Source organism: Nostoc sp. DedQUE05 (assembly GCF_034530955.1).
Taxonomy (GTDB): domain Bacteria; phylum Cyanobacteriota; class Cyanobacteriia; order Cyanobacteriales; family Nostocaceae; genus Nostoc.
This window is the reverse complement of the sequence record NZ_JAVRCB010000001.1, coordinates 176,915-200,951: the sequence shown is the minus strand read 5'-3', so window position 1 is coordinate 200,951 and position 24,037 is coordinate 176,915. Positions and strand designations below refer to the sequence as shown.

The 24,037-nt window shown below is 43.1% G+C and carries 20 protein-coding genes and 2 tRNA genes; 16 read left to right on the top strand and 6 right to left on the bottom strand.

What is annotated here, in order from left to right; genetic code table 11:
* Window positions 1-82 precede the first annotated feature (82 nt).
* The 3 genes from RMZ42_RS00815 to leuC all read right to left on the bottom strand — a co-directional run bounded on the left by RMZ42_RS00815 (window position 83) and on the right by leuC (window position 4,830).
* Window positions 83-1,627: a calcium-binding protein gene (locus RMZ42_RS00815; protein ID WP_322669610.1), complete on the bottom strand. Its 1,545-nt coding sequence runs from the start codon at window positions 1,625-1,627 to the stop codon at window positions 83-85.
* 1,078 nt (window positions 1,628-2,705) lie between these two features.
* Entirely contained in the window at window positions 2,706-3,314 is a 609-nt protein-coding gene (gene leuD / locus RMZ42_RS00810; RefSeq protein WP_322669609.1) for a 3-isopropylmalate dehydratase small subunit, read from the bottom strand.
* Window positions 3,315-3,426: 112 nt separating this feature from the next.
* Window positions 3,427-4,830, bottom strand: a complete 1,404-nt coding sequence (gene leuC / locus RMZ42_RS00805) for a 3-isopropylmalate dehydratase large subunit (protein ID WP_322669608.1) — start codon at window positions 4,828-4,830, stop codon at window positions 3,427-3,429.
* 306 nt (window positions 4,831-5,136) lie between these two features.
* Here leuC and RMZ42_RS00800 point away from each other — a divergent pair, with 306 nt between their 5' ends.
* From RMZ42_RS00800 to RMZ42_RS00775, 6 genes are all read left to right on the top strand, one after another.
* Window positions 5,137-6,492 (top strand): P-loop NTPase fold protein, encoded by a 1,356-nt coding sequence (locus tag RMZ42_RS00800; RefSeq protein ID WP_322669607.1) that lies wholly within the window; start codon window positions 5,137-5,139, stop codon window positions 6,490-6,492.
* 54 nt (window positions 6,493-6,546) lie between these two features.
* On the top strand, window positions 6,547-11,970 hold the full coding sequence (locus RMZ42_RS00795) for a ribosome assembly protein 4 (RefSeq protein WP_322669606.1): 5,424 nt from the start codon (window positions 6,547-6,549) through the stop codon (window positions 11,968-11,970).
* 91 nt (window positions 11,971-12,061) lie between these two features.
* Window positions 12,062-12,676, top strand: coding sequence for a hypothetical protein (locus RMZ42_RS00790; RefSeq protein WP_322669605.1), 615 nt, complete (start codon window positions 12,062-12,064; stop codon window positions 12,674-12,676).
* A gap of 104 nt (window positions 12,677-12,780) precedes the next feature.
* Window positions 12,781-13,524: an alpha/beta hydrolase gene (locus RMZ42_RS00785; protein ID WP_322669604.1), complete on the top strand. Its 744-nt coding sequence runs from the start codon at window positions 12,781-12,783 to the stop codon at window positions 13,522-13,524.
* A gap of 119 nt (window positions 13,525-13,643) precedes the next feature.
* The gene (locus RMZ42_RS00780) at window positions 13,644-13,859 is read left to right on the top strand and encodes a hypothetical protein (protein WP_322669603.1); all 216 of its coding nucleotides are present in this window, start codon (window positions 13,644-13,646) and stop codon (window positions 13,857-13,859) included.
* Complete coding sequence (locus RMZ42_RS00775; protein ID WP_322669602.1) at window positions 13,859-14,251, top strand: PIN domain-containing protein; 393 nt, start codon at window positions 13,859-13,861, stop codon at window positions 14,249-14,251. Before RMZ42_RS00780 ends, RMZ42_RS00775 begins: the two co-directional genes overlap by 1 nt.
* An 86-nt stretch (window positions 14,252-14,337) precedes the next feature.
* Here the strand turns inward: RMZ42_RS00775 and RMZ42_RS00770 are convergent.
* Window positions 14,338-14,410 (bottom strand) — tRNA-Val (locus RMZ42_RS00770).
* 112 nt (window positions 14,411-14,522) lie between these two features.
* Between RMZ42_RS00770 and RMZ42_RS00765 the strand changes: the two genes are divergently transcribed.
* Complete coding sequence (locus tag RMZ42_RS00765) at window positions 14,523-15,110, top strand: metal-binding protein (protein ID WP_322669601.1); 588 nt, start codon at window positions 14,523-14,525, stop codon at window positions 15,108-15,110.
* 51 nt (window positions 15,111-15,161) lie between these two features.
* On the top strand, window positions 15,162-15,986 hold the full coding sequence (gene mazG, locus RMZ42_RS00760) for a nucleoside triphosphate pyrophosphohydrolase (protein ID WP_322669600.1): 825 nt from the start codon (window positions 15,162-15,164) through the stop codon (window positions 15,984-15,986).
* Window positions 15,987-16,250: 264 nt separating this feature from the next.
* Here mazG and RMZ42_RS00755 read toward each other — a convergent pair whose 3' ends face one another.
* Window positions 16,251-17,441, bottom strand: coding sequence for a transporter substrate-binding domain-containing protein (locus RMZ42_RS00755; RefSeq protein WP_322669599.1), 1,191 nt, complete (start codon window positions 17,439-17,441; stop codon window positions 16,251-16,253).
* Between the two features lie 410 nt (window positions 17,442-17,851).
* On the opposite strand from RMZ42_RS00755, the gene RMZ42_RS00750 reads away from it, so the two are divergent.
* A complete protein-coding gene (locus tag RMZ42_RS00750; RefSeq protein ID WP_322669598.1) occupies window positions 17,852-20,146 on the top strand; it encodes an ATP-binding protein in 2,295 nt (764 codons plus the stop codon).
* Between the two features lie 15 nt (window positions 20,147-20,161).
* Window positions 20,162-20,497, top strand: coding sequence for a hypothetical protein (locus RMZ42_RS00745; RefSeq protein ID WP_322669597.1), 336 nt, complete (start codon window positions 20,162-20,164; stop codon window positions 20,495-20,497).
* A 160-nt stretch (window positions 20,498-20,657) separates the two neighbouring features.
* On the opposite strand, the gene RMZ42_RS00740 is transcribed toward RMZ42_RS00745, so the two are convergent.
* Window positions 20,658-20,731, bottom strand: a tRNA-Val gene (locus RMZ42_RS00740).
* 51 nt (window positions 20,732-20,782) lie between these two features.
* On the opposite strand from RMZ42_RS00740, the gene RMZ42_RS00735 reads away from it, so the two are divergent.
* The 6 genes from RMZ42_RS00735 to RMZ42_RS00710 all read left to right on the top strand — a co-directional run bounded on the left by RMZ42_RS00735 (window position 20,783) and on the right by RMZ42_RS00710 (window position 24,003).
* Complete coding sequence (locus tag RMZ42_RS00735) at window positions 20,783-21,880, top strand: site-specific integrase (RefSeq protein WP_322669596.1); 1,098 nt, start codon at window positions 20,783-20,785, stop codon at window positions 21,878-21,880.
* A 171-nt stretch (window positions 21,881-22,051) separates the two neighbouring features.
* Complete coding sequence (locus RMZ42_RS00730; RefSeq protein WP_322669595.1) at window positions 22,052-22,198, top strand: hypothetical protein; 147 nt, start codon at window positions 22,052-22,054, stop codon at window positions 22,196-22,198.
* A gap of 450 nt (window positions 22,199-22,648) precedes the next feature.
* Window positions 22,649-23,053 carry a hypothetical protein gene (locus RMZ42_RS00725; RefSeq protein ID WP_322669594.1) on the top strand — a complete coding sequence of 135 codons (405 nt, stop codon included), beginning with the start codon at window positions 22,649-22,651 and terminating at the stop codon, window positions 23,051-23,053.
* 13 nt (window positions 23,054-23,066) lie between these two features.
* Entirely contained in the window at window positions 23,067-23,237 is a 171-nt protein-coding gene (locus tag RMZ42_RS00720) for a ribbon-helix-helix domain-containing protein (RefSeq protein ID WP_322669593.1), read from the top strand.
* Between the two features lie 85 nt (window positions 23,238-23,322).
* Window positions 23,323-23,616: a CopG family transcriptional regulator gene (locus RMZ42_RS00715; RefSeq protein ID WP_322669592.1), complete on the top strand. Its 294-nt coding sequence runs from the start codon at window positions 23,323-23,325 to the stop codon at window positions 23,614-23,616.
* A 237-nt stretch (window positions 23,617-23,853) separates the two neighbouring features.
* Window positions 23,854-24,003, top strand: a complete 150-nt coding sequence (locus tag RMZ42_RS00710; RefSeq protein WP_322669591.1) for a plasmid mobilization protein — start codon at window positions 23,854-23,856, stop codon at window positions 24,001-24,003.
* The last annotated feature ends 34 nt before the right edge of the window (window positions 24,004-24,037 follow it).

Here is a 24,037-nt window from a genome sequence, read left to right as displayed (position 1 = left end):
TTAGCAACATTGATGATTGCTAATTAGAATTTCACTGTCAGCTTGCAGACATGCCTTAGCTTCTATGGATTTTGAGAGATGTTTACGCAACGATCTCAAAGTTTGTCGCTGATAATAATGGTGGGGCTGTGAATTGATTGTTATCGTTATCAATGTTGGCAAACAAACTACCTGTCCCATAGCCTGGTGATGTCAAGTTTTGGTTGAAGAACAAGTTGCCAGTTCCAAGACTGTAAGTAATGAGTCCAGAGCTAGTTGCAGCGGCTGCATCATTAGCTACTATCTTAATTTGGGACAGATTATTGAGTCCGGCAAAAGTTGTCTTATCGAGGACAATTTTATCGCTGAAGTAGCTGAAGTCAGTAATTTTATCTACACCGAGATCGGCACCATTGTACCCAGCACCGGAGTTGAATACAAAGCGATCGCCACCAGCACCACCAGTCAGAATGTCATTACCTTTACCACCTCGTAAAATATCGTTACCAGCATCTCCATAGAGTAAGTCATTGCCAGCACCACCATAGAGAACGTCATTACCCTCACCACCGAAGGCTCTCAACGTTGTCGCTGTGCCACTACCATCCAGGAAGTCATTGCCAGCCCCGCCTGTGAACCATACCGCATTTACAGAAGTTCCTGACAGGTTGTTGACATCAAGGGTGTCATCACCGCCACCACCATTGATTTCAAACCTTTCTGCACTGTCTACAGTCAGAGTAAAGGGAACCAAGTTCAGGCGATCGAAGATTGCCCTGCCTTGAGCATCTTGTTGCAGGCGGAAGTTGTCTCCTACACCCGCGCCGTTGACCTCAACCACGTCATAGCCTGCATTACCACTGATTCTGTCGCTACCATCACCATTGTTCCAAATCAGGCGATCGTTGCCGTATCCACCAGTGAAGGTGTCATTGCCGCGATTTCCAACTATGGTATCGTTCCCGTCCCCACCAGATAGAAAGTCGATACCATCGCCACCTCGTAACAGGTCATTATCGGCATCACCATAAAGGTTATCATTGCCAGTACCACCTGTGAGACTGTCATTACCCTCACCACCGAAGGCTCTCAACGGTGTTGTTGTGCCACTACCATCCAGCACATCATTGCCAGCCCCGCCTGTGAACCAGACTGCATTTACAGAAGTTCCTGACAGGTTGTTGACAGCGAGGGTGTCATCACCACCACCACCATTGATTTCAAACCTTTCTGCACTGTCTACAGTCAGAGTAAAGGGAACCAAGTTCAGGCGATCGAAGATTGCCCTGCCTTGAGCATCTTGTTGCAGGCGGAAGTTGTCTCCTACACCCGCGCCGTTGACCTCAACCACGTCATAGCCAGCGTTACCGCTCATTCTATCGCTACCGTCACCATTGTTCCAGATCAGGCGATCGTTGCCGTTTCCGCCGATGAAAGTGTCGTTACCACGATCTCCGATTAGGGTATCCTGTCCGTTCCCACCGGATAGAAAGTCGATACCATCGCCACCTCGTAACAGGTCATTACCAGCATTTCCAAAAAGGCTGTCATTTCCATCCAAACCATTGAAGTTATCAGAAGCGGCATTACTAATACCTACATCTGCTCCATTAGTCGGGCCTGGGCCTGGAATCCAAGTTACTGCCATGATTAATACTCCTAATTCTTAATTTATCTCAGCGAACAATGAGTTACTAATACTTCATTTTTAAGAAATGTTTGGAAGTACTAGTTTCTCTCTATGAACTAGAAAACTTATAGTTTTTAGCTGCTAAGTATTAATCAGAGATATTTTCTTGTTTTATGCAAAAGATTGGTTTTGTAAACTTTCTTCACTAGGAATTTTAGAGACATACCTGACTGTATCCTGACTTTTCACGTCATTTGAAAAAGAAAGAGTAACTCGTGAATGCCTTTAGCAGAGTAGCTTTCAACTGATTGAACGATTTTCGCTAAAGTTCAAACAAATGTAAGTAACGTTGAAGAAATGACGACATTAAATACTAATCCGTATTCGTATTGTGACTTTGCTGACAACTGCTTAATTCGTTGAATAGCATTAATAAGTGGGTGTTAATATGTAAAATATGGTAAGTTTTTGTTCAAATATTTATAAGTAGCAGTGATTTCAAAGCACTTAATAAAAATCGATTTATTCAATCATTAACCTAGAATTTTGTTTAAGTTTGAGCATTTGTTATTACATTTACTCTCAAACAACTATTTATCCAATGAGTAAAATGTAATACTTTAATCTGATTCAATATTTTGGTTCTAGAGTTACGTATAGCAAGGGACTGGGGACTGGTGACACTTCGACAAGCTCAGTGCATCGCTGGGGATTGGGTGAAAAGTCTTGTTGTGTCTAAGTTTTATCATCTGTTAATGTCCTAACCACCAAGGCTTGTGCTATAAATTCGGCGGCTTATATCGTGTCCGCTGAATTGCCCATAATAAAAGAACCTCACCCTGGTTTTGCTAGGTAAAGCCAGGGTGAGGTTTAGAAGGACTTTTGGGTAATCAGATTACTTGTGTATACACCGTAAGCCTAGTAGGGGAGAGTCCACGCAATACGATTTGGTTAAAGACCGACCATTATTGTAGAGACGGCGATTCATCGCGTCTCCTGGCTTAACCGAACAGTATTTAAAGACCACGAAGGAATTACAAGTAATTTACCGAAGATGATATCATTCCCTGGCTGTCAGGCAGGGAATGAGAGAATACTAACTCGCGGCTAAATTGCTCCAACCGACGTAAGGTAATTTTGTCGCTGTTGCCCGAACTTGGTCAGCATTCGCCACCAACTGACCGCAAGCATCCCAAGTTCCAGAAATAAATGTGCTTCTTGTACCTTCACCGATCGCAACTGAAGCAATATAATCACCAATTTGCACTTGCAAACTTTCCAAATCCACTGTCACGGCGGCTTGGGGATTAGCAGTGACTAAATCTTGCAGTTGTTTAACAGTTACAGCATCGGCTGTCAAACAAGGTATACCCATTGCCACACAGTTACCGAAAAAGATTTCGGCGAAGCTTTCACCAATTAAAGCTTGGATTCCCCATTTTGCGATCGCTTGAGGTGCATGTTCCCGTGATGAACCACAGCCAAAGTTACGGTTGACTATTAAAATATTCGCGCCTTTGTATTGGGGTTGGTCAAAGGGATGTTCGCCTTTAAGTGCTGTTCGGTCATCGATAAATGCGCCTTCACCTAAGCCATCAAAGGTAACGGCTTTCAAATATCGCGCCGGAATGATGCGATCGGTATCTATATCATTACCCACTAAAGGTATACCGCGCCCTGAAACTGTTTTAACTTCACTCACCATATAACTTGACAAAGGGATTGGGGACTGGGGACTGGGGACTGGGGACTGGGGACTGGGGCAAAGGAGAATAATTCATAACCAATGCCCCATGCCCAATGCCCCATGCCCAAAATTACAGCAACTCACGTACATCAGAAACTTCGCCTTTAATCGCAGCCGTGGCGACCATCGCCGGACTCATTAATAATGTCCGACCAGAGGAGGAACCCTGTCTTCCTTTAAAGTTGCGGTTGGAGGAAGAAGCGCTGATTTGTCTTCCTTGCAGCTTATCGGGGTTCATGGCCAGACACATGGAACATCCTGGTTCGCGCCACTCAAATCCGGCTTCCTGAAAGATTTTATCTAGTCCTTCAGCTTCCGCCTCTTCCTTCACCCGTTCCGAACCGGGGACAACAAAAGCTTTGATTCCTTCGGCAACGTGGCGACCTTTGGCGATTTTTGCCGCTTCTCGCAAATCGCTAATTCTACCGTTGGTGCAACTACCAATGAAGCAGACATCTATTTTAGTCCCCTTGATCGGTTGACCGGGATATAAATCCATGTAGCGGTAAGCTTCTTCGGCAATGAATCGGTCTTCTTCTAGCAGTTCTTCTGGTTGAGGTACTGACTGGTTGACACCGATACCTTGACCGGGAGTAATCCCCCAGGTCACGGTAGGAGGAATTTTTGCAGCGTCGAATATCACTACATCATCATATTGGGCATCTGCATCGCTCTTGATTGAGTCCCACCAAGCTACTGCTTTATCCCAATCTGCATCAATGGGTGCAAAATCTCTGCCTTTGAGGTAATCGTAAGTGACTCGATCGGGATTGACATAGCCGCATCTAGCACCGCCTTCGATCGCCATATTGCAGACAGTCATCCTCTCTTCCATATTCATTTGCTCAAATGTCGTACCGGCAAATTCGTAGGCATAACCCACGCCACCTTTAACACCAAGTGAACGGATGATATGTAAAATTACATCTTTGGCGTAAACACCAGGGTTGAGAGTGCCGTAAACTGCGATTTTGCGGACTTTCAGTTTGGATAAGGCGAGGGTTTGAGAAGCGAGAACATCCCGGACTTGGCTAGTACCAATACCAAATGCGATCGCACCAAATGCTCCATGACTGGAAGTGTGACTATCTCCACAAGCGATCGTCATTCCTGGCTGAGTCAGTCCGAGTTCGGGAGCGATGACGTGAACTATACCCTGGCTACCAGAACCAATATTGTAAAAAGTTATGTTATTTTCTTGACAGTTATTTTCCAGCGCCTGAATCATTTCCTCTGCCAAGTTATCGGCAAAGGGACGCACCTGGTTTTCTGTGGGCACAATATGATCGACTGTGGCGACGGTACGCTGTGGAAAGAGTACTTTTAGACCTCTTTCGCGTAACATAGCAAAAGCCTGGGGACTGGTTACTTCATGAATTAGGTGAAGCCCGATAAATAGTTGCGTCAGCCCTGAGGGAAGTGTACCAACGGTGTGTAAGTCCCAAACTTTATCAAACAGGGTACCTTTGCTCATACGTCAATCAATATTTAAAGAGTCCGGTCTTAAATAGTATCAAAAAAAAGTCTTGGTTTTTACAGATTGCTTCATATTACTTACAGCTTTGGGTAAGGTCGTGGGGAATTGAGGGGTGAAGTTTAAACGCAGAGGCACGCTGAGGTAAGCGCAGAGGTACGCAGAGAATTCGCGATGTCATTCGATCGCCTTTGAGGCAGAAAAAGCGAAAATTCTCCGAAATATTCAGATGCCAAGATGTAAATAACTTTATCCTTTTCCACAAGGATATGTTAAGACAATACCAGATTATTGCACTACCAGGTTATGTCCATAGATTTACGGGAATTTTATCAGGCTAGCGATCCCAGCAGAACTCTGTTTGTCAACAATAGCTCTGATGGCAAGTATTATATAGATTTTTCCTCGGTACGAGGTGGTGATATTCTGGGCAAGCTGAAGCAGAAAATCACTTTTTTTAAGCCGAATGAACCCACTTGCACTTTATTTACTGGGCATATTGGTTGTGGGAAATCTACGGAACTATTACGGTTACAGGCAGAACTGGAAAAGTTAGGTTTTCATGTGGTCTATTTTGAATCCAGTGACGATTTGGAAATGACCGATGTCGATATTGCTGATGTGCTGCTAGCGATCGCTCGGCGGGTGAGTCAAAGTCTGGATAAAATTACTTTGGAGTCACCTAACAAGTTTAATGAGTTGCTGCAAGGTGCTTGGAAAGTTTTAAACTCCGAGGTGACGGCGGGAAAAGTTAAGCTTCCGGTGGTGGGGGATGTCGGTTTATCCGCAGATAAAGATAAGTTTTCTCTGTCTGTGGGCATTGGGGAAATCACCGCGAAGATGAAAAATGACCCAGCGCTGCGAGAAAAACTCAATCAGTATTTAGCACCGCAGAAAACTAAACTGCTGGAAGCGATTAATCAAGAATTATTGGAACCTGCGATCGCAAAACTCAAACAGCAGGGTAAAAATGGTCTGGTGGTAATTGTCGATAATCTTGACCGCATAGATAATCGTGCCAAACCTTGGGGTCGTCCGCAGCAAGAATATTTATTTGTCGATCAGGGTGAGTTTTTGACGAAGCTGAATTGTCATCTCATCTACACCATGCCCTTATCTTTGAAGTTTTCCAATGATTACGGAATGCTGACTCAGCGTTTCCCAGAAGACCCCAAGGTGTTACCAATGGTTCCTATACAATGGGCTGATGGCAACGTTCATACACAGGGAATGTCACTCATGCAGCAGATGGTGCTTGCTAGAGCTTTTCCTGACATGAAACCAGAGGAGCGTTTAAGTAAAGTTACCGAGATTTTTGATAGTGCTGCTAGCTTAGAGCGTTTATGTCAAATGAGCGGTGGTCATGTGCGAGATGTGTTGAGGCTGCTGAATACCTGGATTATGGAAGAGATGAGTCTTCCTCTAACCCGTGAAACCCTAGAGCAAGTTATTCGTTCTCGGCGGAATGAAATCATGTTGCCGATTTCTGAGGATGAGTGGCAATTGTTACGCCATGTCAAGGAAAGGAAAAAGGTAAGTGATGACCACGGATATCAAAAACTGATTCGCAGTCGATTTGTGTTTGAATATCGCGATGGTGGCGAGTCTTGGTTTGATGTTAATCCGGTTTTGGCTGAGGCAAGAGAGTTGAACGTTTCTTAAGGGTAGGGTGTGTTAAGGCTTCCGTAAAGCACCATCTTCGGTTTCGGCTGCGTTATGCTTCGCGGTACACACCCGATATCTGCTATTCGCCCTAGCTATTTAATCCAAAATCCAAAATTCCAAATTGGTATGACAGATTTACAGCAACCTGAAAATGAAAAGGGACTGCAACAATTAGCTTGGGCGATCGAATCCTCCGTGGGACAGTTTAAGCTGATATTGGCCCGGTGTAATTATGCCAGCTTGCGCGATCGCTTAATTTCCAGACTGCAAGAAATTTGTCAAGTCGAAATTCGTGTCTTGACGGTGCAGCAATCGAACAAGACTCTTTATACTGCGATTCAAGAAGAATTCGGCGCAGAAATGCCAGCCTGTGTGATGGTTGTCGGTTTGGAATCCGTGCAGAATTTGCCTGTGATGTTAACTTCTGCAAATCAGGTGCGGGAGGAGTTTCGCAAGAATTTTGCTTTTCCCTTAGTGTTGTGGATTGACGATGAAATCTACAAGCATCTAATACAGCTGGCGCCAGATTTGGAAAGTTGGGCAACTACGAGAAATTTTGCCATATCAACACAGCAATTAGTAGATTTTATCATCGAAACGGCTAATCAATGGTTTAATAATAACTTAAAATTTAGCTTCGATGTATATCTTAAGCTGGAAAATGAGTTAGAAGCAGCGCAAAGAGATTTAATTAAAAAGCCAGATATTTATAATTTAGATATTCAAGCTAATTTAGAATCTCTATTAGGTTTTGTTAAACAGATAAATAATCAAAAAGATTCGGCGTTAGAGCATTATCACAAAGCTTATAAGCTTTGGCAGCAAAGTCATAATTTAGAAAGGCAGGCAAAAGTCATCGGTGAGATTAGCTTTTGCTATTATCTCAAAGCTTTGAAGCATCAAGATATCAATTGTCAAGATGGGCAGACAACTTGGCATTATCTTCAAGAGTATATACATTTTATTAGCCAATTTAAAAGTCCAGATTTAATTGCTGACGCTGTAGTGAAGTTCGGTGATATTTTGCGAGACCTGAAAAAGTGGGAAATATTGCAGAGTCTTTCGGAACAAGCTTTAGTAATCCATCAAAATAACAAGCAGCCAAGGGAATTAGCCAAAGATTACGGTTTTTTAGCTGAGGTGGCTTTGGCTCAAAAAAACTGGATGAAAGCAAATCAGTTAGTCAAGCAAGCATTAGAAGTTTTTACAGCGATTCCAAATCAGGAATCAGCTAATATCTCAGGGATTTTATCTGATATTCCTGAAAAGATTTTAAAATCAAAAGACTTGAGTTTATATCAATTTATTTTAGGTCGTTCTCAATACCATTTAAGTCAAATTAAAGAGGCAACACTCAGCTTAGAAACTGCTAGGGATGTGGGTAATCCCTTAGAAGATGTCAGGCTTTACTTGGATATTATCAGGTTTTTGCAGCAGCTTTATTTTGAGCAGAAAGAATATCTCAAAGCATACAAAATCAAACAGCAACGGCGTTCCGTTGAACAGCAATTTGGCTTGCGGGCTTTTATTGGTGCGGGTAAGTTAGAAGCTACAAAACAGGCATTTGTCGAGACATTGCGCTTAAATTATCCCCAAGGAAATATTGCCCCAGAAATTGCTGCATCTGGTCGTCTGTTGGATATAGAACGTTTAATCGAACGCATGGGTCGCCCTGATTATAAGTTGATAGTAATTCATGGGCAATCGGGTGTAGGCAAAAGTTCCCTGGTGAATGCGGGACTGGTGCCGGCTTTAAAGAATAAAGCGATCGGTACTCAAGATTATTTGCCGGTGGTAATGCGCGTTTACACCAACTGGGTGGAAGAGTTGGGGAGGCTTTTGGGGAATGAGGGGGATGAGGGGGACAAGGGGACAAGGGGACAAGGGGACAAGGGGGATGGGGGAGAGTTAAAACTTCAAGTTTCGACCTCTGAACTCGGAACTTCGACCTCAGAAGGTCAACTTTCACCCTCAGAAGGTCAACTTTCACCCTCAGAAGGTCAACGTCGAGCCTCAGAAGGTCAACGTTCACCCTCAGAAGGTCAACGTTCACCCTCAGAAGGTCAACTTCCACCCTCAGAAGGTCAACTTCCACCCTCAGAAGGTCAACTTCCACCCTCAGAACTCAGAACTCCGCAATATTTGATATCCAGACTCAAAGAAAACGAACAGCGTAACCTCCGCACAGTGTTAATTTTCGATCAATTTGAGGAATTTTTCTTTGTTTACACCGAACCTGCACAAAGGAAGCAATTCTTTGAGTTTCTGGGAGAGTGTCTGAATGTTCTATCGGTGAAAATTATCTTATCGCTGCGGGTAGATTACATCCATTACTTGCTAGAGTGCAATGATTTGTCGAGTCTCAAGATTATTGGCAATGACATTCTCAGTAATAATGTACTTTACAAGTTGGGGAATTTCTCACTTGCTGATGCCAAGTCAATTATTCAGCGTTTAACTGAAAATACTAGTTTTCACTTAGAACCTGCTTTAGTTGAACAACTGGTACAAGATTTAGCCGGAGAATTGGGTGAAGTTCGTCCCATTGAGTTGCAGGTTGTGGGGGCGCAACTGCAAACAGAGAATATTACAACTCTGGCAGAATATCGGCAACGCGGCACAAAAGACGAATTGGTTAAGCGTTATTTGCATGAGGTTGTTAATGATTGCGGTGAAGAAAATCAGCAAGCAGCAGACATATTACTGTATTTGCTGACGGATGAAAAAGGAACTCGCCCCCTGAAGACTCGCGCTGAGTTGGAACGCGATTTGTTCGCATACTTCTCGGAGATTTCCCCAATTTCCCTTAAAAAGAGGGGCTTCATTCTTTCTACCCCCTTTTTAAGGCGATCGCCACAGGCGGGGGGATCGAAAACTAGGGCAAAACAAGCTTCTGAAATCAGCAAATTAGATTTAGTGTTAGAGATTTTTGTTCAATCCGGCTTAGTGGTTTTGCTACCAGAAAACCCCGCCGATCGTTATCAACTGGTACATGACTACATCGCTACCTTTATCCGCCAGCAACAAGAACCGAAGTTAAAGCAGGTGATGGCGGAACTGGAAAAGGAACGAAAAGAAAGAAAACTGAGTGAGGCGAAACTAAATAACTTTCTCAAACGCACCCTTTTTAGTTCCATCGCCGCAGGTTTAGGATTTACTGGATTGGTAGCGACAACATTTCAGTGGGCAGTAGAGGCAAATGTTAATCAAATTAGCGCCATCAATAATTCTTCTCAAGCTTTTTTTGCCTCTGGACAATATTCAGATGCTTTAATAACAGCCTTAAGGGCAGGTAGCAAACTCAAGCATACAATTTGGGCACAGCACAGAAGCGATCTCTTAATGCAAATCGTGTTAACTTTACAGCAAGCGGTTTACTTACAGCCAAATGAGCCAAAAGAAAATCGTGCGATCGAGGTAAATACTTTAGAAGGGCATAGCAGTGCGGTCAATAGCATTGCCTACAGCCCTAATGGACAACAGTTAGCCTCTGCTAGTGATGACAAGACGATCAAAATCTGGGATGTCAGTAGTGGTAAACTCCTCAAATCCCTTACTGGTCATAGCGATGTGGTGAATAGCATCGCTTACAATCCCAATAAACAACAATTAGCTTCTGCTAGTGCTGACAAGACAATCAAAATCTGGGATGTCAGCAGTGGTAAACTCCTCAAAACCCTTACTGGTCATAGCGATGTGGTGAATAGCATCGCCTACAGCCCGAATGGACAACAATTAGCTTCTGCTAGTCGGGATAAGACGATCAAAATCTGGGATGTCAGCAGTGGCCAACTTCTCAAAACCCTTACTGGTCATAGCAAAGAAGTCATTAGCATCGCCTACAATCCCAATAAACAACAATTAGCTTCTGCTAGTGCTGACAAGACAATCAAAATCTGGGATGTCAGCAGTGGTAAACTCCTCAAATCCCTTACTGGTCATAGCGATGTGGTGAATAGCATCGCTTACAATCCCAATAAACAACAATTAGCTTCTGCTAGTGCTGACAAGACAATCAAAATCTGGGATGTCAGCAGTGGTAAACTCCTCAAATCCCTTACTGGTCATATCAGTGGAGTCTTTGGCGTGGACTACAGCCGTAATGGGAAACAGTTAGCTTCTGCTAGTGGTGATAACACCATCAAAATCTGGGATATCAACAGTGGTAAACCCACTAAAACCCTTACTGGACATAGCGGTCTGGTCTATAGCGTTGCCTACAGCCCCAATAAACAACAGTTAGTTTCTGCTAGTTGGGACAAGACCATCAAAATCTGGGATGTCAGTAGTGGTAAACCCCCTAAAACCCTAACTGGTCATAGTAAAGAGGTCAATAGCATCGCCTACAGTCCCAATGGACAGCAGTTAGCCTCTGCTAGTGATGACAAGACCATCAAAATCTGGGATGTCAGTAGTGGTCAACTCCTGAAATCCCTGGCTGGTCATAGCGATAGGATCATTGGCATCGCCTATAGCCCCAATGGACAACAGTTAGCTTCTGCTAGTGATGACAACACCATCAAAATCTGGGATGTCAGTAGTGGTCAACTCCTGAAATCCCTGGCTGGTCATAGCAGTTCGGTCTTTAGTGTGGCTTACAGCCCCAATGGACAACAGTTAGCTTCTGCTAGTCGGGATAAGACCATCAAAATTTGGGATGTCAGCAGTGGTCAACTCCTCAAAACCCTTTCTGATCATAGCCATTGGGTCATTAGCGTCGCCTACAGTCCCAATGGACAACAGTTAGCTTCCGCTAGTGCTGACAACACAATCAAAATCTGGAATGTTAGCAGTGGTCAACTCCTCAAAACCCTTTCTGGTCATGGCAGTTGGGTCATTAGTGTCGCCTACAGCCTTGATGGACAACAGTTAGCTTCTGCTAGTGCTGACAACACCATCAAAATTTGGGATGTCAGCAGTGGTCAACTCCTCAAAACTTTTACTGGTCATACTGATGCGGTCAGAAGTGTTGCCTACAGCCTTGATGGACAACAGTTAGCTTCTGCTAGTCGGGATAAGACTATCAAAATCTGGGATATCAACAGTGGTCAACTCCTCAAATCCCTGACTGGTCATACTGATAGGGTCAATAGCATCGCTTTCAGCCCCAATGGACAACAGTTAGCTTCTTCTAGTGATGACAACACAATAATTTTATGGGATTTGGATTTTGATAATTTATTAGACAGTGGTTGCAATTTGCTGAATAATTACCTCATTGCCCATCCAGAAGTGTTAGAAGAGTTGCAATCATGCCAAACGCGATCGCGGTTGGCGCAAGGCGCTACAGTATTAGTTATCCAAGGTGAGAAGTTAGCGCGAAATGATGATATTAGTGGCGCTGTGGAAAAGTTTCGCAAAGCGCAACAGTGGGATAATAAATTAAAGTTTGATTCCCAGGCGAGAGCGAAAGAGTTGGCGCAAGGCAAGACAGACCTAACCCCCAGCCCCTTCCCTCGCAGGGAAGGGGAGTAAGAAGGGGAGTATAGCCTCAAAGCCTCTCTCCTAAGAGGAGAGAGGTTTGGAGAGAGGTCAAAGGTGCTATAAATAATCACAAGGTGGAAGGATGGCATACAGCGATTTCAGTCTTGCCAAGGTGAAAAAGTGTTTTGATTTAACACTCGATGAAACTCGGAATTTATTTGTTAATACAAAACCTGTCACACCATCAGAAACTCTCAGAACGATTTTAATAGATTACATCCCTTTAGCAACTGCAATTTCAACCGAAAAAGCCAGGTCAGAGTTTTTAATTGCACCAATCCTCGCAGAGGTCAGACGATTATTAAATAATAAAATCTCGCTGTTCTCTGGAAATGAATTTAATGTTGATGCAACTCAAGGCTTACAAGGTTTTTGCGATTACATCATCAGCAATTCCCAGGAGCAATTATTTATTTCTGCTCCGGTAATGTTTATTTTTGAAGCGAAAAAGGAAGATATTATCGGCGGTCTGGGTCAATGTGTAGCGGCAATGATTGCAGCACAACTGTTCAATCAAAATCAAGGCAATGAAGTTGGGCGGATTTATGGATCGGTTACTAGTGGAACTAACTGGAAGTTCTTATTTTTAGAAGATACGACTGTTTATATAGATTTGACTGAGTACTATATTAAAGAAGTTGATAAAATTTTGGCTATTTTATTGCAACCTTTTCAGCCTGTTTTAACTCCTGTTTGAATATATAGTAGGTACTGATGTAACTTACCTGGTTAAGATTAAAAATTTGCTAAAAAATAAGAGAAGTTAAACAACTCATCCACCATTATCATTATTCAATTGATATGAGTCTATATTGTTTAGTTCACGGTGCTTTCCAAGCCACCTGGTGTTGGGATTTGCTAATTCCCTACTTAGAAACACAGGGTCACAAAACTGTAGCAATGGATTTGCCAATTGAAAATGCATCTACTACTTTGTCCCAACTTGCGGATGCAGTAATTCAAGCACTGCCAAAAACTGATGATGATATTGTGTTAGTCGGTCACTCAATGGCTGGTACTATAATTCCCTTGGTTGCAGAAGCGGTAAAAGTGCGTCAACTAGTGTTTGTGGCGGCGCTACTTCCATATCCTGGAGTTAGTACACTCGACCAATTTTCTCATCGTCTTGATTCTGATACGCTCAAATCATTCAATTACCAGCCAAAAGAGCCAAGTAAACTCCAACAGTTCTACGATGAGCCTGATATGTATGAACCAGCTTCCGTAGGCAAAGATTATTCAGACGAAGCAGTATTAAAGGAGTTTTTCTTTCATGATTGTCAACCAGATGTAACACAGTGGGCAATCTCGAAAAGTCGTTCGCAACAATCTATGGCATATATATTTGAAACGAATCCTCTAAAAGCTTTGCCGCATGTTGAACGTAAATATATTGTTTGTACCAATGACCGGATAATATCTCCTACATGGTCGCGCTACGCTGCACGAAAGCGCTTAGGAGTCGATGCCATTGAGCTTGCTTCTGGACATTGCCCACATCTGTCTCGCCCTGAACTTCTCGCCTCAATATTAACTAGTGATTAATTTTTTGAGCAATCCAAAATCTTTTGTCCAAGTGGACTATCTTAATGGTGCGTTGGCGCAGCTCAACCTAGGCATCGCTCATAATAAATAAAGCCCCATAGATATAAGAGAGGTTAAAGATGCTAAATGCAGTTGAGTTTAAAGCAAAGATTCAAAATGGTTTAATTCAGATTCCTGATGAGTACAAACAAGAACTTGGTGAAGGAGATGATATTAAAGTAATCGTTTTGGTGACGAAAAAATCATCTAAAAAAAGAGACATAATTGATGAATTAACAGAAAATCCTGTTCAAGTGGATGGTGTATTCAGCCGTGAGGAAATTTATAACCGATAATGATGAGTTCTGGTACATCTTTTATTGATACAAATGTTTGGCTTTATCGTTTATTTGACGATAACAAGATGGAAGTTACAGAAAGAACAAGAAAGCGTAATATTGCTATTGCAATTACAGAAGCTGAAGGAATCATCATTAGTACACAGGTTGTGAATGAGGTTGCTGCCAATTTGCTCAAAAAAGCAGCCTTTAACGAAGGGCAAATTAAAGCTGTGATTCAGTCGCTTTATAGTCGTTGCACTGTAGTAGAGTTCAATCTGACTATTTTTGAATCTGCATCAGATATCCGCAGTCGATATAATTTTTATTTTTGGGATAGTCTAATTATTTCTTGTGCGCGATCGCAAGAGCAAGTATTCTCTATTCTGAAGATATGCAAGATGGGTTAGTAGTCGCTGGTCAATTAGAGATTGTGAATCCATTTAAAAAAGGCTAAAAACCGCATCTAAGCTGTCTCTAGCCTTTTTTTACTTAATGGGCAGTACCAGACTCGAACTGATGACATCCTGCTTGTAAGGCAGGCGCTCTACCAACTGAGCTAACCGCCCGTTTGACTAATCCTTAACTAATATAGCAAAACATTTCGCATTGCGCTAGTAGTTTCAAGAAAATCTTTTTTTCTCTTATACTGACTCAGTATTCAGTCACTCAGGATTTAGGATGCCCTCTGGTCGGACGCACGATCGCATTACTATGTATGCTCTGCCGTTGGTGGCGAGCGTTACTTTCTGGCAGACTCGCAGTAGCAATGCAACTTTGTTGGTTGCAGGCGGGTTTCTCTTTGGCGGACTGATGTTTGGCCCCGATTTGGATATTTACTCTGTGCAATTCCAACGCTGGGGTTTCTTGCGCTGGATTTGGCTACCTTATCAAAAAAGTCTCCGACATCGTTCTTTTTTATCCCACGGGCCGATTATTGGCACGATTCTACGGATACTTTATCTGGGATGTTTGCTGGCAATTTTGGCAATTTTCGTTTTGGCGATCGCTCAAAGGTTATGGAATCTCAGTTTTAGTTGGCAGGATTTGGGACAAACTGTGGGGCGATCGCTCGTGCAATACAATACTGAATATATCGCTTTGTTTTTGGGGTTGGAACTCGGTGCGATGAGTCATTCTCTCAGCGATTGGGGGGGATCGGCTTATAAACGGTTTAAAAAGCAGGGGGTTCGGGGGCTGCTTCCTAGTGGCAAAATTAAGAAGCGGAAAGTGAGGGGTGGTAGTCATCGGGCGAGAGTGAAGAAATAATTTTTTTAAACGCAAAGGAACGCTAAGGGAAGCGCAGAGGTACGCAGAGGTATGGAAAAGCAAGAAGAGATTTTGGGGGCGTTGCAGGAGTTGATTGAGGTGGTGGCGAAGTTGCGTGAGCCTGATGGTGGTTGTCCTTGGGATTTGGCTCAAACTGCGGAAACGCTCACGCCTTATGTGATTGAGGAGGCTTATGAGGTGGTGGATGCGATTAAGAGTGGGGATAAGGGTGCGATCGCAGAGGAGTTAGGCGATTTATTATTACAGGTGGTATTGCAAGCCCAAATCGCTAGTGAATCTGGGCAATTTTCTCTCAAGGAAATCGCTCAGGGGATTTCCCAAAAGTTGATTCGCCGTCATCCTCATGTGTTTGGTGATGTGTCGGTGGCCAGTGTGGATGAGGTGCGGCAAAATTGGGAACAAATCAAAGCTGCGGAAAAGGGCGAAGCATCTCCAGACGCGCAAAAATTTAGTGCTAAACTCGCTCGTTATGGACGTACTCTTCCCCCACTGACGGCGGCGATGAAAATTTCTCAAAAGGCTGCTGCGATCGGGTTTGAATGGGAAAATATTCAGGGTGTTTGGGATAAGTTTCATGAGGAGTTGGGAGAGTTTCAACAAGCTTTAGCTGAGGAAACACCCGAACGACAAGAAGCAGAATTAGGCGATTTACTATTTGCCGTGATTCAGTTAGCGCGTTGGCATAATCTTGACCCAAGCACCGCTTTGCAAGGCACAAATCAGCGCTTTGTCCAGCGATTAGAAAAAATGGAGGCGGTTGTTGACCGTCCCCTTTCTGATTACAGTTTGAATGAATTAGAAAACTTGTGGCAACAGGCAAAAGCTCAACTGGCGAAAGAAGGGAATAGGGAATAGGGGATTGGGGATTGGGGATTGGGGATTGGGGATTGGGGATTGGGGATTGGGGATTGGGGATTGGGCATGGGGCACTTGTACTGAGCGAAGTCGAAGTATTGGGTATTGGGCATTGGGTATGCAGAAGAGATAAAGGTAGACAAGGAAGAGGGAGAAGACTTGGGAGAGACTTGTTCAATAATTCCTCCTTGTCCCCCTGCTCCAACTCCTAACTCCTAACTCCTAACTCCTAACTCCTAACTCCTAACTCCCCTGCTCCCCACTTCAAGATTTTTCAGCATCAAACCACTTATCATATAGCGATTGATAAGTGCCATTTTCTTTGAGACTTAGCAAAGCCTGATTAATTGGTTTGCGGTAGGGACTGTTGTTGGGCAGAATGATACCGTAGCTTTCTTCACGCAAGATACTGCCAACAATTTGTACCTTTCCTTTGCCTTCATTGGCAGCATAGAAGAGGAGTACAGGCGCATCAAACACTACGGCATCAGCTTTTTTTGTTTGCAGAGCATTGTAAGCTTGCTCAATCTTGGTAACTTCTAAAACTGAAATCTTATGTTCTCGTAGGTATGTAGCGGCTGTGCTACCCGCAGTTGTAGCCACTACCTTGCCGGGTAAATCGTCTATGCTCCTGATATCACCCTGAAGCTGTTGCACTGTCAAGGAGGTAGTAGCACTGGCTGTAAAGTAGGCAGCAAAAAGTACTCCGATGAACATCCAGATAATACCTACTAGGCGTCCCAGTACTCCCTTGGGCATTTCATCAGCTTGGGTTGCTAGGGTGGCAGCTGACCACCAACAGGCTTTGAAAATGCCAGGAAAGTATGATTTGGGAATCATCCCATCTTTGTGATGACGCTCAGATAACCAAATAATGTGGGCTGCTACGATAATTAACACCAAGGCAACGCCTATTACTTGCAAAAGGCTACCGGAGAAAAACAATTGCAAAATATTTGGGAAGGCACTGTTGTTGCTTTCTGGGTTTCTCACCATAATTTGCAGCCCCCCAGCAAAAATAGGTAATGAAAAATCAAAGTTCTGCTCGCGTTCGGCTGTAATCGAGATGGCTGAAATTCCCAAGTTGGCTTTGCTTTCCTTAATAGCCGAAAGCAGTTGCGGCACTGTGGAATATTCTATAAATTTAGACTCTACACCTATTTGGTTAGCGATTTTGCGCCAGAGGTCGATACTGAATCCTGATAGCTCACCTTTGTTTGATAGCACAAAGGGCGGTATAACTCGTGTCGCTACTAATAACGGTTGTTGGAGTTGTGGTTTTTGGGCCACTCCTGAGGACGCCATTAATAACAATGCCAGGATTCCACCTATTAATCCTATGCAGGTATACAGTGCTAAGGAACGCTTGATTTTGTTTTTCGGGTCATATCTGCCAATTAGGCGGTTTTTCCCAGCCATAAATTGGCGAAATCTACTAGCGATCGCATTTATCATCAAAATTCTCTCGGGGTTGTGTGCATAATCTATTTATCATGCCCACCCTATATCAAAGATCGCGTTCATCATCTCCCTAATACCAATTTTTTTCAGATTTACGGCTGGTAATGTTGCTGTAAGCATCAGTCCCCCTTAAGCTATAAAAACATTTGCTGAAATCTACCTAATATGTTTCTTGCTGTACAACACTGTAGGTAGATTTCTTGATGAATTGTTTATTTTAGAATTGCAGGTGGAGGTTGTAGACAACTTTGTGTCTAACTCAATTTGTAGAACTCGCGTTGTCAAGACAAACCTCTATCTTTTGAGTAATAGTTTTGAGATCGGCTTTTAGCGTACATTTGGGTTTATAATTGCCAGATATTTTATCTAACATGCGCTTCTTAGTCTTTGCAAAGTGAGCAATTATGGATGTGGACGATTTTAGTCAACAATTAGAGACATTGCGCTCACGGGTAATCGGATTAGTGCAAAGGACTGGTAGTGAGCCATATTCACAGCAAGAGCTAACACTAGAAGCTTTTGAGGAACTGCAAATCACTTTGGAAGAACTAAAAATCGCTTCCGAGGAACTACAAGTAACACGAATCGTAATAGAGAAAGAGCGTCAGCGCTACCAAGAATTATTTGATTTTGCGCCTGATGGTTACTTGGTAACTGATACATTCGGCACTATCCTGGAAGCTAATCGTGCTGCTAGCATACACCTCAATGTTTTACAGCGATTTTTGATTGGCAAACCGCTACTTACTTTCATCGCCCAGCCAGATCATCAAGCTTTTTTTAATTACCTGACTCAGTTGCAGCAGCTCGACCGAGGTGGAGAATGGGAAGTGTGTTTACAACCACGAGAAAAAATCTGTTTTGATGTAGCTTTGACAGTAGTTACCGTTCGCAACGAAAAAGGTCAGGCAGTTGCTCTGCGCTGGCTAATGCGTGACATTAGCCAGCGTAAGCATTTAGAGTTGCAGCGCCAGCAATTATTTGCTAATGAGCAAGCCGCCCGAATTGCAGCCCAAGCCGCAGAAAAACGCTCTAATTTTTTAGCTGAAGCAAGTAGTGTATTGGCATCTTCCTTGGATTATCGCATTACCCTAACCAGCGTCGCGCAATTAGCAGTGCCTACTCTTGCCGATTGGTGTATTGTGGATGTCATCGAAGATAATTTGCCAGTCTTCACTAACCCAGTCATCGTTGCATCAGAACCAGCCAAGGAAGGATTGATCCGAGAACTTCAACAACGCTATCCAATTTCTATTGACGCTGATTACGGCCCACCGAAAGTTTTACGGACTGGTAAGCCGGAACTGGTTACAAAGATTCTTGAGTCTTCATTACAGAGAAAGTCCTCGAACGAAGAACATTTCAGTTTGCTGTGCCAACTCCAACTTAAGTCTCAGATGGTAGTACCATTGTTAGTACGCGATCGCAAGCTGGGGACAATTCTATTTGCGTCTGCACAACCAGGACGCCATTACACTACTGTAGACCTAGAAATGGCTGAAGAACTTGCTCAACGAGCAGCATTCGCCATTGAAAATGCCCAGCTTTATCAGCAAGCCCAAGAAGCTAACCGCATTAAGGAAGAGTTTTTAGCGATCGTTTCCCATGAACTTCGTACACCCCTCAATTCTATGCTGGGTTGGGTTCAACTAATACGTACTCGCAAATGGGATGAAGCAACTACCTCTAAGGCATTGGAGATAATTGAGCGGAATGCCAAACTTCAAAGAAAACTGATTGAAGATATCCTGGATATCTCACGCATTGTACAAGGACAAATTCGCCTAAATATCCGTAAAATTGACCTTGTGCCGATAATTCAAGCGGCAATTGAAGCTGTACTTCCCACATCTGAAATTAAGGATATTCAAGTTGAATTTAATCTTGATTCTTCAGTTGGTCAAGTTATGGGCGATGCCGAACGCCTGCAACAAGTTGTCTGGAATTTGCTCTCTAATGCCGTCAAGTTTACACCTAACGGGGGGCAAGTTGAAGTACATCTGGAACAGGTAAACTCAAATGTCCAGATAACTGTCTCTGACACAGGTAAGGGAATTAGTACTGACTTTCTACCTTATATCTTTGAGCGTTTCCGTCAAGCTGATAGCACAACTACTAGAGCAGACAATGGTTTGGGGTTGGGGCTAGCAATTGTACACCATTTAGTAGAAATGCACTCAGGCAGAGTCTGCGCAGTTAGTGAAGGGGAAGGAAGGGGAGCAAAATTTACAGTGTTCTTGCCTCTGGTAGAACCGCAACCAGAACAGTTAATTAAAGAAAGTCAAGAAAATGTCGAGAATCTCTCAATACTCAACGGCTTGCAAATACTTGTTGTCGATGACAATGCCGATACGCAAGAGTTAATTGCCTTCATTCTTGAAAAGTCTGGAGGGCAGGTGACGGCAGTTAGCTCAGTAGGTGAAGCTCTAGAAGCACTAGAACGATTAAAACCAGATGTTCTAGTCAGTGATATCGGAATGCCAGATGAGGATGGTTATTCCCTGATTCGGAAAGTGCGGGCGCAGGAAACAGAGCAAGGGGAGAAGATTCTAGCTGTAGCACTAACGGCATTTGCTAGAGAAGAAGAACACAGGCTAGCTCTGGAAGCCGGATTCCAGGTTCATGTATCCAAGCCAATTGAGCCAGAAGAGTTGGTGAAAGTGGTAGCGAACCTGACCAAAAATAGCAAACAAGTTTAATGCACAATTAAGCTTTTGGTAACAAATGAGTACGCCGAAATAACAAATGGGTACGCCGAAATAACAAATGAGTACGCCGAAATAACAAATGAGTACTCCGAAATAACAAATGAGTACGCCGAAATAATAAATGAGTACGCCGAAATAATAAATGAGTACTCCGAAATAACAAATGAGTACTCCGAAATAACAAATGAGTACTCCGAAATAGCAAATGCGATCGCATCTGTAGTAGAAGTAGATGCAGACAGGCTTGCTCAAATGCTTCCACCTTTTGACGTAGAAATGCAGCATGAGCCAATTCGCCTATGTGGGGCTTGCTATGGTAAAGCACCTCGTCACCGAAAATGAAACACCACATGAAATTGGAGTGTAAAGCTATTAAACTTAAAAGGGTAGAGTAAGTTGGCTTCTTTCTCTACACCTGCAAAATTAGAAGCATAAGCTTGCCATAGCGGCAAACTTTTGAGTAAAGTCACAGACGACAAATAATTAGTCAGTGTACAAATAATGGACGTAACTGGATTCGAACCAGTGACCTCTACGATGTCAACGTAGCGCTCTAACCAACTGAGCTATACGTCCTTAACCACTTTGGACTGTCCCAAGTATACCATCTGAGACGTATTTGGGACAATGCGAAATATTAAACCAATAAATCATAGTGGCTCCATACAGCTTAAGTTTTCCTTTGGCGGTAAAAGGTACACTTTCAACCCTATACCCGGTGGGCAATATGGCGATAAAAGGGATATGGCCACTTCTCAGGCGATCGCCACCAGGATACAGAATGATATTCTGGCGGGACATTTTGACTTAACCCTAGACCGCTACAGGTTAGCGCCTAAGAACACCAAAGAAACCCCTAAACCAAATAAGCTACTGGAGTTATGGGATCTTTGGGTGGCTACTTTAGAGTTATCAGAGGCAACTAAGGCTAATCATTATCGCTGGATACGCACAATGATCGCCAAGGCTAACCCAGGATTAACCGACATTGATTGGTTAACTAAGTCTAAGTTATCACCCAGGACTTATAAGGATCGCCTGAGTTTTGTTAGGTCTTGTTGTAAGTGGGGATTAGCTAAAGGGCTGATAGAGATTAACCCCTATGAGAACCTAAAACTACGGAAAGCCGCGTCTAGGGAGATTAAGCCCTTTAGCTCCCTAGAGATTAGACAAATAATCCAAGGGTTTAACGACTTATTTCCTCATTACACAACCTTTGTAATATTCTTACTGGCTACAGGGGTACGGACTTCAGAGGCGATCGGTTTACGCTGGTGTCATTTGGATTTCTCAAAGGGAGAAATAATCATCAAAGAGTCACTACCTAAAGACCTGTGCGGTAATGGGTATACCAGAATCAGAAAAGAAACTAAGACAGGAAACATAAGATACTTATCAATGCCTGATGATCTTCAGTATCTACTTAGCTCTCTTAAACCACAAAAAGTAGATCCCGACAGCTTGGTTTTTAAAACCCCTGAAGGTTGCATTATCGATGCTGATAACTTCCGATCGCGGCATTGGAAGGCAGTACTTAAACACTGCCAGATACCATATAGGAAACCCTACACCACTAGGCATACAATGGGTAGCCACGCAATCGAGCAAGGCATCCCTGTAACAGGTGTGGCGTACCTTTTAGGGCATAAGAATAGTCGTATGGTAATAGAAACCTACGGACACATGGTTAACCGTCCCGACCTACCTAATATTCCTATTAAGTAAATACAACCATCGATGGCTTAATCTCTCAGGAATCCTGGGAGATTTTTCTATGACTACCAAAATACTACTTAGATTGTTTAGTGTTTAAGACATATCTAAAATACAGTGATATTACTGGTGTAGTCATAAACTAGATAGACTACTATGAATGTATAGAGTTCAGGAAGGGAAATGAAACACATAACGGTACGGCTGACAGATGAGGAGTATCAAAAGTTACTAGAAGCCCAATTAGCATATAGTAATACTCAGGGGCAAACTATATCACTTAATGCATATATCAAAGCAAAGATTCTCCCACCTGCCGATTTGACCTAACTGTTACTTTCCCAAAGCAAATACCAGAGAAAGTTAACGGCTTCCTCTGGCAATCAAACAATATTTGAATCTTAGGAACATAATATCATGTCTACTTCAGTATTACAAGCTCCCTCAGCATCCATCCCAGCTACTTGTAAGGCCCATATCCCTGTAGTTGAAAAAGTTCTCGATAGAATCTTAGAAGCTATGGAAGCGGCTGGCTGGGACTGGGACGGTACGATCAACAAGGTGGATGATTTCTACAGGTCAAACCCCAATGAGATTGGGGGTGATTGGGGTAACTTGACCCCTAAGAAGAGGTCTAGAGTAATCTACGTTATGTACATTTATGCCATCTAGCCGCCCACGGTAGCCCTTAGTCCTGAGCGATCGCATTATGCTCAGGACTTATAAGTATGATGGTTTGTCAACTTGACTATGTTTGTATATCACTGTGACATACAAACAATGACAAAAGCTAAGACCAAGGCTTCGCCTTCTAACCCTACAGACCTAGATACCAACCTTACAGATACAGAAGGCGCTAACCTTGACCCCAGGTTAACCCAAATCATCCATCTGTATACCTTGGGGCAACACGAATATGATGGTATCCGCGATTATCCTAAGCTGGATAAGTTGGACTTTGCAAGTGAACTGGAGTACTGGATCTATCTGCAAGGATTTGAGGGTGCTATTTATGACCAATCCTTCAAGCCAGAACTAGATGACCCTGAACTATTGGAGTACTCCGAGGGTAGCTATTATCGCGGCTGGAAACTCAGAGGTAAAGAGTACATTCAAGAGGGCTACTGGATCATCAGATGGACTAATAGCCTCGGTCAGACCGGAAGAACCAAAGTAAACGCATAAGGCGATCGCAGCTATGAAAACCAAAAGATTGCTTATCACCCTGAATGATGAACTCTACCAGCAACTACAGAACTTGGCTAACCACAATGGACTCTCTATGGCCGCCCAAGTTCGGTACTTTATCAGCCAAAGTAGACTTCCAGAAGTCACTAGTGCTGACTCAAATATTTTAGGTCAGCATTAGTACCAGAATAACTGTAAAAGGGTTAACCCTACGTGCCATTTATGTAATAAATGTGCCAGTTACTAATGACATCAGGATACTAACTATGGTATCATTAATACATTACCAGCTAAGAAATACGACATACATCACGATGGCTAATATGACCCTGAGATTGCCTGATGACCTAGATTCACAGCTTAAGGCGCAGTTACAGGAAAAGGGCATTAGTAAGCATCAGTTAATACTGAATATACTTAGGGAAAGTTCAGGGATGTCCTTGGAAGACACCGAGCTAACCCAGAATGCGATAAAAGAGCTTCAGGATCAAGTCTACCAGTTACAGAAACAGGTAAAGGTATTAGCTGAACACGCTGGATATCCGTTCGGGACTTTCTAAGTTAACCCAGCTAGACTTTTTAATCCAACTATCCCGCCTATCTCTGCAAAAGTAGTTATAGGCGAACTTGGCTATTATTAGCCACCCATAGACTCATACGGATGTTTCATTATCTTTAGATTTTCTTAAGGTTTCACAGGGTAACTCAGGACTACCCAGAGGCTAGAACCCTGATTCTGCTGTTAATATCCAGACCTGACAGTTTTATTAGTAGTAAGGTCAATGGGGATTACAGAAATGACTAGGACACTAAAGGTTAACTTCCGTGCTAATGAGCAGGAAGTGGTAAGGATTAAACAGCTTGCGGCGATCGCTGGATACTCGCAGTCAGAATATATCAGGTTAGTGGCTTTAGGGTTCCCAGTACAACCCATAGAAACCAAATAGGGCAACCAGTTCGCAGCTAGTTGCCCAAAGTTCG